The organism is Tomitella cavernea (assembly GCF_016599145.1).
In the GTDB taxonomy this organism is placed as follows: Bacteria; Actinomycetota; Actinomycetes; order Mycobacteriales; family Mycobacteriaceae; genus Tomitella; species Tomitella cavernae.
This window is the reverse complement of the sequence record NZ_JAENKO010000002.1, coordinates 79047-91519: the sequence shown is the minus strand read 5'-3', so window position 1 is coordinate 91519 and position 12473 is coordinate 79047. Positions and strand designations below refer to the sequence as shown.

Annotated in this window: 11 protein-coding genes; 5 read left to right on the top strand and 6 right to left on the bottom strand. The window is 70.0% G+C overall.

The features are described from left to right. Window positions 1-68: 68 nt before the first annotated feature. From JJ683_RS01885 to JJ683_RS01860, 6 genes are all read right to left on the bottom strand, one after another. On the bottom strand, window positions 69-647 hold the full coding sequence (locus tag JJ683_RS01885; RefSeq protein WP_200170971.1) for an Asp23/Gls24 family envelope stress response protein: 579 nt from the start codon (window positions 645-647) through the stop codon (window positions 69-71). Then, window positions 644-1597, bottom strand: a complete 954-nt coding sequence (locus JJ683_RS01880) for an Asp23/Gls24 family envelope stress response protein (protein WP_200170970.1) — start codon at window positions 1595-1597, stop codon at window positions 644-646. Before JJ683_RS01880 ends, JJ683_RS01885 begins: the two co-directional genes overlap by 4 nt. Window positions 1598-1706: 109 nt before the next feature. After that, a complete protein-coding gene (locus tag JJ683_RS01875) occupies window positions 1707-1886 on the bottom strand; it encodes a DUF2273 domain-containing protein (protein WP_200170969.1) in 180 nt (59 codons plus the stop codon). Then, entirely contained in the window at window positions 1883-2071 is a 189-nt protein-coding gene (locus JJ683_RS01870; protein ID WP_200170968.1) for a hypothetical protein, read from the bottom strand. The genes JJ683_RS01875 and JJ683_RS01870 overlap by 4 nt, the downstream gene beginning before the upstream one ends. A 4-nt stretch (window positions 2072-2075) precedes the next feature. Beyond that, on the bottom strand, window positions 2076-2585 hold the full coding sequence (locus JJ683_RS01865; RefSeq protein WP_200170967.1) for an Asp23/Gls24 family envelope stress response protein: 510 nt from the start codon (window positions 2583-2585) through the stop codon (window positions 2076-2078). Window positions 2586-2743: 158 nt separating this feature from the next. Next, entirely contained in the window at window positions 2744-3859 is a 1116-nt protein-coding gene (locus JJ683_RS01860) for a CaiB/BaiF CoA transferase family protein (RefSeq protein WP_200170966.1), read from the bottom strand. 346 nt (window positions 3860-4205) lie between these two features. On the opposite strand from JJ683_RS01860, the gene JJ683_RS01855 reads away from it, so the two are divergent. From JJ683_RS01855 to narI, 5 genes are read left to right on the top strand one after another with little or no spacing between them, the layout of a single operon-like run. Continuing rightward, complete coding sequence (locus tag JJ683_RS01855) at window positions 4206-5444, top strand: MFS transporter (RefSeq protein ID WP_307810628.1); 1239 nt, start codon at window positions 4206-4208, stop codon at window positions 5442-5444. A gap of 55 nt (window positions 5445-5499) precedes the next feature. Beyond that, window positions 5500-9288: a nitrate reductase subunit alpha gene (locus tag JJ683_RS01850; protein ID WP_307810627.1), complete on the top strand. Its 3789-nt coding sequence runs from the start codon at window positions 5500-5502 to the stop codon at window positions 9286-9288. Continuing rightward, window positions 9288-10985 carry a nitrate reductase subunit beta gene (gene narH, locus JJ683_RS01845; RefSeq protein WP_200170964.1) on the top strand — a complete coding sequence of 566 codons (1698 nt, stop codon included), beginning with the start codon at window positions 9288-9290 and terminating at the stop codon, window positions 10983-10985. Before JJ683_RS01850 ends, narH begins: the two co-directional genes overlap by 1 nt. After that, on the top strand, window positions 10985-11686 hold the full coding sequence (gene narJ, locus JJ683_RS01840; RefSeq protein WP_200170963.1) for a nitrate reductase molybdenum cofactor assembly chaperone: 702 nt from the start codon (window positions 10985-10987) through the stop codon (window positions 11684-11686). The genes narH and narJ overlap by 1 nt, the downstream gene beginning before the upstream one ends. Then, window positions 11683-12456: a respiratory nitrate reductase subunit gamma gene (gene narI / locus JJ683_RS01835; RefSeq protein WP_200170962.1), complete on the top strand. Its 774-nt coding sequence runs from the start codon at window positions 11683-11685 to the stop codon at window positions 12454-12456. Before narJ ends, narI begins: the two co-directional genes overlap by 4 nt. Window positions 12457-12473 lie beyond the last annotated feature (17 nt).

Genomic DNA, 12473 nt, shown 5'->3' with positions numbered 1-12473 from the left:
GATTGTCTCATCCCGGGCGTGCCCGGTCCGCATGCGCACAGGTGCGGGCCGGGGGGCGGGGGTCGTCCTTATTCCACCCGCCGCGAGGGGCGGTCCGGGTGGCGCAGCTCCAGGAGAACCCGCACATCCGGGAGGTGCCCGCCGGCGGTGTCCGCCAAATCCGCGATGACGTGCGACAGGCGGGCCCGCAGAGCATCGAGGTCCGCATCCGTAGTCGTGCGTACGGTCAACGTCAGGGTGGGTCGCCCGCGCACCGTGCGGGTGCGGGCGCGGACGTCGTCCACCGCCGGCAGCGATGCGATCTCCTGCGCTGCGGCATCGCCGATCGCCGACGGGGCGACGGAAATGCGGCCGAGGGCGGCGTGTTCCCAGCGCGAGTCCGGTGCCCGGCGCGGACGGAGATGCGCGCCGACGACCGCCGCCCCCAGGATAGTGAGCACCACGGCCGCGCCGATCAGACCCCAGTGCCACGCCGGGGCTGACGGGACGGCGTAGATCCACTGCCGGTCAGGGTAGATCGACCAACGCTCGGACAGGTTGGTCCCCGCCCAGAACGCGATGGCGAAGCCCCCGACCGCGATCAAAGCGAGGCCGACAGCAGCGACGACCACACGGCCGACCCCGCCGAGTCCGCGACCGACGTTCATCGCACCCTCTGTCGGGGGCCGTCCGGCAGGAGGGCGGTGCGCACATTGACGCGCGGCCGGGGGGTCAAGTCGCCGACCAACGGCAGGACCGCGTCGCGCACGCTCCGCTCGAGATCCGGCATCGGAGTTTTCTGATCCGCGGAGGCGGATTCCGCTTCCGCGCGCATTTCGGAGGGCATGGAGACCGTGACGGTGATCTTCCTGCGCGATGCGATGGTCGCGACTCTGCAATGCGGCAGGGCGTCCTTGGCGCGCGCGCTGCAGGCGCGTGCCACGTTTGTGGGCGTGAGCCAGACGGGGACGTCGGCGTGCAGCCGCAGGTGGGTGCGGCGACGGGGGCGTAGCGCGCTCCAGAGCAGGGCGATTCCGATCGCCACACACGCCGGCGCCGCATATCGCATCCAATCGCGCCAGGTCAGCCGGGCCACCCACGCGACGGTGTTCGCCAGCCACGGGTCGCCTGCGATCACCTCGTAATACAGGAGCGCCTCGCGCACGCACAGCGCACCGATCGCGAACAGTGCGAAACCGATGACGACGAAAACAGCGGCGGACGCGGGGGCCGCGCGCGGCTCGCGGGCGGAAACCCTGCGCCCCGTCATCGCGCCCCCGGAACGGCCCCCGGAGCCGGAAGGCTCCGACGGCCGGGTGTGCGCCGCCCCGGCTCCCGACGCGGCGGACAGCCGGCCGACGGTGACGTCGACGCGGATCGGAACAAGGGCGGTCAATTCGCGGATGCGCTCGGTGACGCGTTGTTGGACCGCCCGGGTGACATCGGGCAGCGACTCGGCCCGGTGAACGGCGATGCGGATGCCCACCACTGCGCTGCCGTTCCTGACCGCGGCGATGGCGCGCGGCATGCCGCCTCCGCTGCGCCGGCCGGTGTCGGCGGAGCCCGGGGACACCCCGGCGACCTCGCCCGCCGCCGCGCACGCGATCCGGGTGACCACGCGGTTTCGGATCGTCAGCGTGCCCCGTTCTTCCGGCGGGGTGCGACCGCCCGCCTGTGCCTCACAGCCGGCGGCCCCGGAGCGCGGGCGGGCGGCCTGCGGGGCGGCCTCAGCCACGGCCGCGGCCCCGCCAGACGGCCGTGATGTCGATGGCCCCGTCGTGATGCGCGCCGACAGCCAGCCCGATCGCGCCCAGGATCACCGCGACGATGAACCCGACGATCCCGCCGGTGGTGGCGGCGATGGCCAGGAGGAGGCCCGCTATCAGGCCGACTGCTGCGGTGCTCATGATCGCTCCTGTGTTTGTGCGACCGGCGGCGGCCGGCGGTGGGCGAGGTCGGCGATGGTGACCACCACCTTCGGCAGCGCCAATCCCAGGTGCTCGGCGGCAGCGGCACGCACGTCGGGCATCGCCGATGCGGATCCGATGCCGGCGCTGTCGGTGTCGGCAGGCGCGCTGTCAGCAGACGCCATCGCTCTACTGGACACGCGAGGACGGCGTGGCCTCGAGCCCCTCGTCGTCCCCCGGGATGTGCACGTCGTAGACGGTGACGTTGACTTCGACGACCTCGAGCCCGGTCATCCGTTCGACGGCGTCGATGACGTTGCGCCGGATGGCGGCGCCGAGGTCGTAAATGGGCACCCCGTAGTCCGCGACGATGCCGATGTCGATGGCGGTTTGCCGTTCGCCCACCTCGACGGCCACGCCCTGCGAATGGTTGACGCGGGCGCCGGGGATCCGCCCGCGCAGCGCCTCGACCGCGCGCGCGGTGCCGCCGTCCAGCGCGTGCACGCCGTCCACCTGCCGGGTCGCGGTACCCGCGATCTTGGAGACGACCGTGTCGGTGAGGATGGTGCGGCCCTGGTCGGTCACCAGTTGCGTCGACGCGGAGCCCGCCTGCGGGGCGGCGGCCAGGGGGCGTGGGCCGCTCTTGGCACCCGCATCGCCGGATTGTGGTGCGGGAGCTGCGGAAGCCGGTGTAGCCATAGTGTCCGTCCCCTCGTGATGACGACTCTCGCGATGGTGCCGACCCTCGCGACGGTGACGCCGCGGCGGGCGCGCTTCCCCTTCATCGTACGGCGGACGGGAGATCGGTACGGGTGGTGCGACGGTCCGCCGTCCGGGCCGGGCCCGGACGGTGCCTGTCAGTCCCAGACGGAGTCGATGTCGGTGTGCTCGCGCGGAGGCGTGGACGGGGCCGGTGCAGGCGTGCGCGAGAACCGGGGGGCGGGCATGGGCTGGACGACGCCGTCGAGCTCGGTGAGGATCCCGCGGGCGGCGACGTGCGGATCGCCGGCGGCCTCGCCGAAGCTGAGGACCGGGGTCGCGCAGGCGTCGGTGCCTTCGAACACCGTGGCCCACTCATCACGGGTCTTCGTGGCGAAGGCGCCGACGAGCGCCGCACGCAGTTCCGGCCAGCGCTTCCGGTCCTGTTGCGCAGGTACCGACTCGGCGTCGATGCCGAGGCCGTCGAGCAGCTGGGCGAAGAACTGGGGCTCGATGGCGCCCACCGCGAAGTAGCCGCCGTCCGCGCATTCGTAGGTGTCGTAGAAGGGGGCTCCGCCGTCGAGCAGGTTCGCGCCGCGCTCGTCGCTCCACATGCCGCGGCCGCGCCACGACCACATCATCTGCGCCAGCAGCGTCGACCCGTCGATCATCGCCGCGTCCACCACCTGCCCGCGGCCGGAGACGGTGGCTTCGTGCATCGCGGCGAGGATGCCGAAGACGAGGAACATCGATCCGCCGCCGAAGTCTCCCACCAGGTTGAGGGGGGGCACCGGACGCTCGCCCGGGCGGCCGATCGCGTGCAGGACGCCGGTGAGGCTGATGTAGTTCATGTCGTGTCCGGCGCGCTCCGCCATCGGGCCGTCCTGGCCCCAGCCGGTCATCCGCCCGTAGACGAGCCGCGGGTTGCGGGTCAGGCATTCGTCGGGGCCCAGGCCCATCCGCTCGGTGACGCCGGGGCGGAAGCCCTCGATGAGCACGTCCGCCCGCGCCACCAGCCGCAGGACCTTCTCGACGTCGGCGGGGTCCTTGAGGTTCGCGGCCACGGCGCGCCGGCCCCGTTGCAGATGGTCGACGGAGGGGGACGTGCCGGCGCGGTCGACGCGGACGACGTCGGCGCCGAGGTCGGCCAGGAGCATCGCCGCGTGCGGGCCGGGGCCGATGCCCGCGAGCTCGACCACGCGCACCCCGTGCAGCGGGCCTCTCCGGCCAGCTGTTTCGGCGGGGTCGGCGGGCGTGTTCCGATTGGGGTTCACTGTGCGATCACCACGGTTTCTCTCGGGTTCTCCAGGGCATGTGTCCAACGACACGATTCTGCGTAGCCTAGCAAGCGCTTGGCCGCGTTCGACACGGTCAGGGGGCCGAAGGGTGTCCGCACGTGCCCGGAAATCAGCTACGACGCTGTGTCGTAATAGCGGTGGGCGCGCGTCCGCGGGGCGCCTGCCCGGATTCCGGCTATTAGCCCGATCGGACTAGTGCGGATCGCTGACGAGGGGCCGGCCGTTGGGCTACGTTGTGGACGAACGAGGCAGTATTCGGTGGCATGCGCACGACGGGAACGGCCGGGCCCGCAGCGCAGCCGACGCGATGGGGAGAAGGCCCGTGATCATTCGATTGGGTGCACGCGGCAACCTGTTGCTGGCCACGTTCGTGTCGATGATCGACTTCTGGGTCTGGAACGACCTCGGCCCGCTGTCCTCGCGGTACTCCGAGTCGATGGCGCTGTCGTCGTCGCAGAGCGCGATCATGGTCGCGATGCCGGTGCTCGTCGGCTCGCTCGGCCGCATCCCCGTCGGCGCCCTCACCGACAGGTACGGCGGCAGGCGGATGCTGCTGGTGGTCACCATCGCGTCGATCATCCCGATCCTGCTCGTCGGATACTTCGGTTCTTCGGGCAGCTACGGCGCGCTGCTGGCGTCGGCACTGCTGCTCGGCGTGGCGGGCACGGTGTTCGCCGTCGGCATCCCGTTCGTCAGCGCCTGGTTCCCGCCGGAGCGCAAGGGTTTCGCCACCGGCGTCTTCGGCGCGGGCATGGTGGGCACCGCTGTGGCCGCGTTCTTCACGCCGCGCTTCGACAATTGGTTCGGCGGCATGCAGACGCACGTCATCCTGGCGGCCGTCCTCGCCGGCACGGCCGTGATCGTGTTCCTGTGCGCCTCGGACGCGCCGCAGTGGAAGCCGCAGAAGGAGCCGTTCGTCCCCAAGACGTGGGCGGCGATGAAACTGCCCGTCACCTGGAACATGTGCGTACTCTATGGCCTGGTCTTCGGCGGCTTCGTCGCGTTCTCCAGCTATCTGCCCACCTATATCGCCACGATCGACGTCTACGACTTCGACCCCATCCAGGCGGGAAGCCGCACCGCGGCGTTCGCGATCGCGGCGGTGATCGCACGGCCCATCGGCGGCATGCTCTCCGACCGTGTCCCGCCGAAGAACGTCGTGCTGGTCTCCGTGGCGGGCACTGCGGTGTTCGCGGCGCTGGTGAACATGCAGCCCAAGCCGGAGTGGCAGGCGGGCCTGGTGTTCGGCGGTCTCGCCTTCTTCCTCGGCATCGGCGCGGGCGGCGTGTTCGCGTGGCTGTCCCAGCTGGCCCCTACGCATCGCGTGGGCAGCGTCACCGGCATCGTCAGCGCGGCCGGCGGCCTGGGCGGCTACTTCCCGCCGCTGATCATGGGCGCCACGTTCGACTCGGCCGGCAACAATTACCACCTCGGACTGACACTGCTGGTGATCACCGCGGTGATCATCCTGGTGTATACGGCGATGCTCGTGCCGGCCGCCGATCCGACGCGCCGCGTGAGCAGACCCGGCTCCCTGCCGAAGGAAGAGGCGAGGCCGTGACCGGCACTGCTGCAGCAGCCATACCCACCGCACCGACGACAACAAGGAGACCGGCGTGACTTCCACCGACATTCCTCGGACCGGCGCTCCGCGACACGGCAGGCCGCAGACCGACGGGCCGTTGGCGGAGGTGCTGCTGGACACCGGCAGGTTCTTCCGCCGCGGCGCCGAGTTCTCCGCGGACAAGCGCACCGTCAGCCTCGCCGGCGGGCGCGAGGGCGACGTTTTCTACCGCGACCGCTGGAGCCACGACAAGGTGGTCCGCTCCACGCACGGGGTGAATTGCACCGGCTCGTGCTCGTGGAAGATCTACGTCAAGGACGGGATCATCACCTGGGAGACGCAGGAGACCGACTACCCCTCGGTGGGGCCGGACCGTCCCGAGTACGAGCCCCGCGGCTGCCCCCGGGGCGCGGCGTTCTCCTGGTACACCTATTCGCCCACGCGGGTGCGTTACCCCTACGGTCGCGGAGTGCTCGTGCAGATGTACCGCGAGGCCAAGGCGCGCCTGGGCGACCCGGTGCTGGCCTGGGCGGACATCCAGGCCGACCCGGAGCGCCGGCGCCGCTACCAGCAGGCCCGCGGCAAGGGCGGGCTGGTGCGCATCTCGTGGGACGAGGCGGCGGAGATGGTCGCGGCGGCCCACGTGCACACCATCAAGGAGTACGGGCCGGACCGGGTCGCCGGCTTCTCGCCGATCCCCGCGATGTCGATGATCTCGCATGCGGTGGGGGCGCGGTTCATCGAACTGCTCGGCGGAGTCATGACCTCGTTCTACGACTGGTACGCGGATCTTCCCGTCGCGTCGCCGCAGGTGTTCGGCGACCAGACCGACGTGCCCGAATCCGGCGACTGGTGGGACGCATCGTACCTGCTGATGTGGGGATCGAACGTGCCGATCACGCGCACGCCCGACGCTCACTGGATGACCGAGGTCCGCTACCGCGGCACCAAGGTCGTCTCGATCAGCCCCGACTACACCGACAACACCAAGTTCGCCGACGAGTGGATGCCCTGCGCTGCCGGCACCGACGGCGCGCTCGCGATGGCGATGGGGCACGTGATGCTGCGCGAGCACTATGTGGACCGTTCTACTCCGTTTTTCAGCGACTTCGCGAAGCGCTTCACCGACCTGCCCTACTTGATCAGGCTCGAGGAACGCGACGGCGCCTACATCGCGGGCAAGCGCCTGGTGGCCGCCGACCTGCCCGGCCCGGAGGCGGACCAGGAGCTCGCCGAATTCAAGCCGGTGCTGCTCGACGCGGTCACCGACAGTCACGCGGTGCCGCGGGGCAGCCTCGGCCACCGCTACGCCAAGTCGGACGAGGGCGCGTGGAACCTCGACCTCGGCGACATCTCCCCCCTGCTCACCGTGGGCCGCGAGGACGCACCGGGCGGCGGGCACTCGTGGGCCGGCGACGCGCCCGAGTCCGTCGAGGTGCTGATCACCGGGTTCGAAACCGTGGAGGGCCGGGCGGAGGTGCACAGTCGCGGGGTGCCGGTGCGGCGGGTGGGCGGCCACCTGGTGTGCACGGTGCTGGACTTGATGCTCGCCCAGTACGGGGTGTCGCGACCGGGGCTGCCGGGACAGTGGCCCACCGGCTACGAGGACCCGTCGGTTCCGTGCACGCCCGCGTGGCAGGAGCCGATCACCGGCGTGAGCGCCGAGCAGGCCGTGCGCGTGGCCCGGCAGATGGCCGAGAACTCCATCGAGTCCGGCGGCCGGACCATGATCATCATGGGCGCCGGAATCTGCCAGTGGTTCCACGGCGACGCTACTTACCGCGCCGTCCTGTCGCTGCTGCTGCTCACCGGCGCGATGGGCCGCAATGGCGGCGGCTGGGCGCACTACGTGGGCCAGGAGAAGGTGCGGCCCCTCACCGGGTACTCGACACTGGCGATGGGACTGGACTGGTCGCGTCCGCCGCGCGTGATGGCAGGCACGACCTATTGGTACGCGCACACCAACCAGTGGAGCTACGACAACTACCGGGCCGATGCCCTGTCCACCCCGCTGGGGCGTGGGCGCTTCGCGGGCAAGCACACGATGGACGTGGTCTCGGCGGCGACCGCGATGGGCTGGTCGCCGTTCTACCCGCAGTTCGGCCGCTCGAGCCTGGACGTCGCCGACGAAGCCGTGGCCGCAGGTCGCGGCGACGACGTGCCCGGCTACGTGGCGGACCGGCTCGCCTCCGGCGACCTCACGCTGGCGGTGACCGATCCCGACGCGCCGGAGAACTGGCCGCGCGTGCTCAGCGTCTGGCGTTCCAACCTGCTGGGATCGTCGTCCAAGGGCAACGAATACTTCCTGCGGCACCTGCTGGGCACGTCGTCCAACATGAGCGCCGAGCCGATGCCGGAGGACGTGCGGCCGGTGTCGGTGCGGGTGCCCACACGCGAGGACGGCAGCGCCGAGGTGCCCGAGGGCAAGCTCGACATGGTCATGTCGATCGACTTCCGCATGACCTCGACCACGCTGCTCTCAGACGTCGTGCTGCCCGCGGCCACTTGGTATGAGAAGCATGACCTGTCCAGTACCGACATGCACCCCTACGTGCACGCCTTCAGCCCCGCGATCGACCACCCGTGGGAGTCGCGCTCGGACTTCGAGGCATTTCAGACGATTGCGAAGGTGTTCAGCAGGCTCGCGGCCGAACACCTGGGGGTGCGCAAGGACGTCGTGCTGGGCACGCTGCAGCACGACACCCCGGGCGAGACCGCCTACCCGCGCGGGGCCGAGGACAACTGGCTGGAGACGGGGGCCACGCCGGTCCCGGGCAAGACGATGGGCCCCATCACGCTGGTCGAACGCGACTACGGCGCCATCGCGGACAAGTGGGCCACGCTGGGCCCGCTGGTGGACACGCTCGGGATGACGACCAAGGGCGTCACCTTCCATCCGGACGAGGAGGTCGCGCAGCTCGCCGCCCTGCACGGGGTGATGGATCGCGGGGCCGGTGCCGGGCGGCCGGCGATCGACACCGCGGTGAAGATGTGCGAGGCGGTGCTGCGCCTGTCCGGCACCACCAACGGCCGACTGTCGGTGCAGGGGTTCAAGGATCTCGAACGTCAGACGGGGCAGCGCATGGCGCAACTCGCCGAGGGGTCCGAAGAACGGCACATCACCTTCCAGGACACCCAGGCGCACCCGGTGCCGGTGATCACCAGCCCGGAATGGTCCGGCAGCGAGACCGGCGGCCGTCGCTATGCGCCGTTCACACAGAACATCGAGCACCTCAAGCCGTTCCACACCGTCACCGGCCGCATGCACTTCTTCCTCGACCACGACTGGCTCGAGGAGATCGGCGAGCAGATGCCCGTCTACCGTCCGCCGATGAACCTGCACGCGCTCTACGGCGAACCGAAGCTGGGGGAGACCGGCGAGCTGGGACTGGCCGTGCGCTACCTGACCCCGCACTCCAAATGGTCGATCCACTCGGAGTACCAGGACAACCTGTTCATGCTTTCGCTCTCCCGCGGCGGCCCCACCATGTGGATGTCGCCGGACGACGCGGCCACCATCGGGGCCGCCGACAACGAGTGGGTGGAGGCGGTCAACCGCAACGGCGTGTTCGTGTGCCGGGCCATCGTCTCGCACCGGATCCCCAAGGGGGTGGTGTTCGTCTACCACGTCCAGGAGCGCACCATCGACACCCCGCTCTCGGAGACCACCGGCCGGCGCGGCGGCATTCACAACTCGATCACCCGGTTGCTGGTAAAACCTTCGCACCTGGCCGGCGGCTACGGCCAGAACAGTTATGCGTTCAACTATCTCGGCCCCACGGGCAACCAGCGTGACGAGGTCACGTTCGTCCGTCGCCGCTCCCAGGAGGTGACCTACTGATGCGCGTCATGGCTCAGATGGGCATGGTGATGAACCTCGACAAGTGCATCGGGTGCCACACCTGCTCGGTCACGTGCAAGCAGGCGTGGACCAACCGGGCGGGCATGGAGTACGTCTGGTTCAACAACGTCGAGACCCGGCCCGGCCAGGGGTACCCACGCACCTACGAGGATCAGGACAAGTGGCAGGGCGGCTGGGTTCTCGACCGCAAGGGGCGGCTGCGGCTGCGGGCCGGCGGCCGCGTCAAGAAGCTCGTCAACATCTTCTCCAACCCCAAGCTGCCGTCGATCCAGGACTACTACGAGCCCTGGACATACGACTACGAGAACCTGACGACGGCGCCGGCCGGCGAGCACATCCCCGTCGCCGCACCGCGCAGCCTGCTCACCGGTGAGCCGATGAAGGTCACGTGGTCGTCCAACTGGGACGACGACCTGGGCGGATCCCCGGAGATCGTCCCCGGTGACCCGATCCTCAGCCAGGTCAGCGAGGAGGTCAAGCTGCAGCTGGAGCAGACCTTCATGTTCTACCTGCCGCGCATCTGCGAGCACTGTCTCAACCCGTCGTGCGCGGCGTCGTGCCCCTCGGGCGCCATCTACAAGCGCTCCGAGGACGGCATCGTGCTGGTTGACCAGGACAAGTGCCGCGGCTGGCGCATGTGCGTCTCCGGCTGCCCGTACAAGAAGGTCTACTTCAACCACCGCACGGGCAAGGCGGAGAAGTGCACGTTCTGCTATCCGCGCGTGGAGGTGGGCCTGCCGACGGTGTGCGCGGAGACCTGCGTGGGCCGCCTGCGGTACATCGGACTGATGCTGTACGACGCGGACGCCGTACTCGAGGCCGCCAGCACCGAGGACCCGCAGGATCTTTACGCATCGCAGATGCGGGTGCTGCTTGACCCCAACGACCCCGAAGTGATCGCCGGCGCGCGCGCGGCGGGCATCTCCGACGACTGGATCGAGGGCGCGCAGCGATCACCGATCTACTCGCTGATCAAGAAGTACAAGGTGGCGCTGCCGCTGCACCCGGAATACCGGACCATGCCCATGGTCTGGTACATCCCGCCGCTGTCGCCCGTGGTCGACGCGGTCGCGCGCGACGGACACGACGCGGAGGACGTCGGCAACCTGTTCGGCGCCATCGACGCGCTGCGCATCCCCAAGGAGTACCTGGCGGGGCTGTTCACCGCCGGCGACACCGACGTCATCGACGATGTGCTGCACAAGCTCGCCGCCATGCGCTCGTACATGCGCGACATCAACTTGGGGCGTGATCCGCAGGCGCACATCCCCGCCGCCGTCGGCATGGGCGAGGAGGAGATGTACGAGATGTACCGGCTGCTCGCGCTGGCCAAGTACGACGAGCGGTACGTCATCCCCACCGCGTACCAGAACGAGGGCCACAAACTGGAGGAGACGGCCACCGAGTGCCCGCTCGACTTCGAGGGCGGGCCCGGGATGTACATGGCGGGCTCGGGGCCGTTCGGCGAGACCTCCGGCACGCCGGCCCCGGTCGCGGTGGAGACGTTCAACGCACTCAAACAGCGGCAGACCAGCGAACACACGGCAGGCAGCCGCGTGAACCTGCTCAACTGGGACGGACTGGGCAGCCCGCCCGGACTGTTCCCGTCGGGGGCCGTGGACCACGGGGAGGGCGGAAACGCCGAAGAAGGCGGAGCGGTCGGAAAGGACGTGTGATGAGGCTCTTCCGACGTACCACCGGCATCGCCGACAGCCACCGCCGCCTGGTGTGGCAGTCAGTGTCGCTGCTGCTCGCCTACCCGGAGAACGATGCGGAGGGCATGCCCGGCTACGCCGACCGGCTCGCGCTGGTGGAGGGCGTGATCGACGATCTGCCGCCATCGGTGGCCGGGCCGCTGCGGAGTTGCGTCGACGGGCTGACCGGGTCTGAGGTGCACGAGGCGGCGCAGCGGTATGTCGAGACCTTCGACCTGCGCCGGCGACGGTCGCTGTTCCTCACTTACTGGACCGACGGCGACACCCGCAACCGGGGGAACGCCATGCTGCAGTTCGCGGACGCGTACCGCGAGGCCGGGGTGGAGCCGCCGGACGGCGAGCTGCCCGACCACCTGGCCGTGGTGCTCGAGTTCGGCGCCACCGTGGAGTTCAAGGCGGGCATGGCGCTGCTCAGGCGGTACCGTGCGCCGCTCGCGCTGCTGCAGGACGCGCTCGGGCAGATGGGGTCCCCGTACGCCGGGGCTGTGGAGGCGGTACTGGCGACGGTGCCGGAACCGGACCCCGAGCAGACCCGGCGTGAGGCGCAGCGGATCGCGCAGGAGGGGCCGCCGAGCGAATCGGTGGGCCTGGACCCCTATTCGGTGACAGTGCCGGTGGATGCGCTGGCCGCGTCGCTCCGCACGGTGGGAGGATCCCGATGAACAGCAGCAATGGCGCGCTGGAGGTTTTCTGGGATGTGATCCCGTACGTGTCGCTGGCGATGATGATCGTCGGACTCATCTGGCGGTACCGTTACGACAAGTTCGGGTGGACCACCCGGTCCTCTCAGCTCTACGAGTCCCGGCTCCTGCGTATCGGCAGCCCCCTGTTCCACTACGGCATCATCGTCGTGTTCCTCGGGCACATCATCGGGTTGGTGATCCCGCAGAGCTGGACCGACGCGATCGGCATCTCCGAGGCCGCCTACCACTGGGTTGCGCTGGGCGCGGGCGGCATCGCGGGCCTGGCCACGCTCGTCGGCGTCAGCATCCTCATCTACCGGCGGCGCCGCACGGGGCCCGTGTTCATCGCCACCACGTGGAACGACAAGTGGATGTACGTGCTCCTCGTCGCGACGCTGGTGGCAGGGCTGTCCACCACGGTCATCGGCATGACCCCGTCGGGCCGGGCGCCGGACGCGAACTACCGCGAGACCGTCTCGCCGTGGTTTCGCGACTTCTGGAGTCTCCAGCCGGACGGCAGCCTCATGGCCGCGGCCCCCGTCCAGTTCCAGGTGCACGTGGCGATCGCACTGGTGCTGTTCGCCATCTGGCCGCTGACCCGTCTCGTGCACGTGTTCAGCGCCCCGGTGTGGTACCTGTTCCGCCCGTACATCGTCTACCGCAGCCGCAGCGCCGCCCAGGACGACCACCTGCTGGGTTCGGACCCGCAGCGCCGCGGTTGGAGCCGCGACGCGCCGGCCCGCTGGTGAGGCCGCCCGTCGGGCCC

What these genes read in the sequence shown, in the direction of transcription:
- JJ683_RS01885 (WP_200170971.1), bottom strand. Translation starts at nt 647, where the DNA reads ATGAACGTCGGTCGCGGACTCGGCGGGGTCGGCCGTGTGGTCGTCGCT.
- JJ683_RS01875 (WP_200170969.1), bottom strand. Translation starts at nt 1,886, where the DNA reads ATGAGCACCGCAGCAGTCGGCCTGATAGCGGGCCTCCTCCTGGCCATC.
- JJ683_RS01870 (WP_200170968.1), bottom strand. Translation starts at nt 2,071, where the DNA reads ATGGCGTCTGCTGACAGCGCGCCTGCCGACACCGACAGCGCCGGCATC.
- JJ683_RS01865 (WP_200170967.1), bottom strand. Translation starts at nt 2,585, where the DNA reads ATGGCTACACCGGCTTCCGCAGCTCCCGCACCACAATCCGGCGATGCG.
- narH (WP_200170964.1), top strand. Translation starts at nt 9,288, where the DNA reads ATGCGCGTCATGGCTCAGATGGGCATGGTGATGAACCTCGACAAGTGC.
- narJ (WP_200170963.1), top strand. Translation starts at nt 10,985, where the DNA reads ATGAGGCTCTTCCGACGTACCACCGGCATCGCCGACAGCCACCGCCGC.
- narI (WP_200170962.1), top strand. Translation starts at nt 11,683, where the DNA reads ATGAACAGCAGCAATGGCGCGCTGGAGGTTTTCTGGGATGTGATCCCG.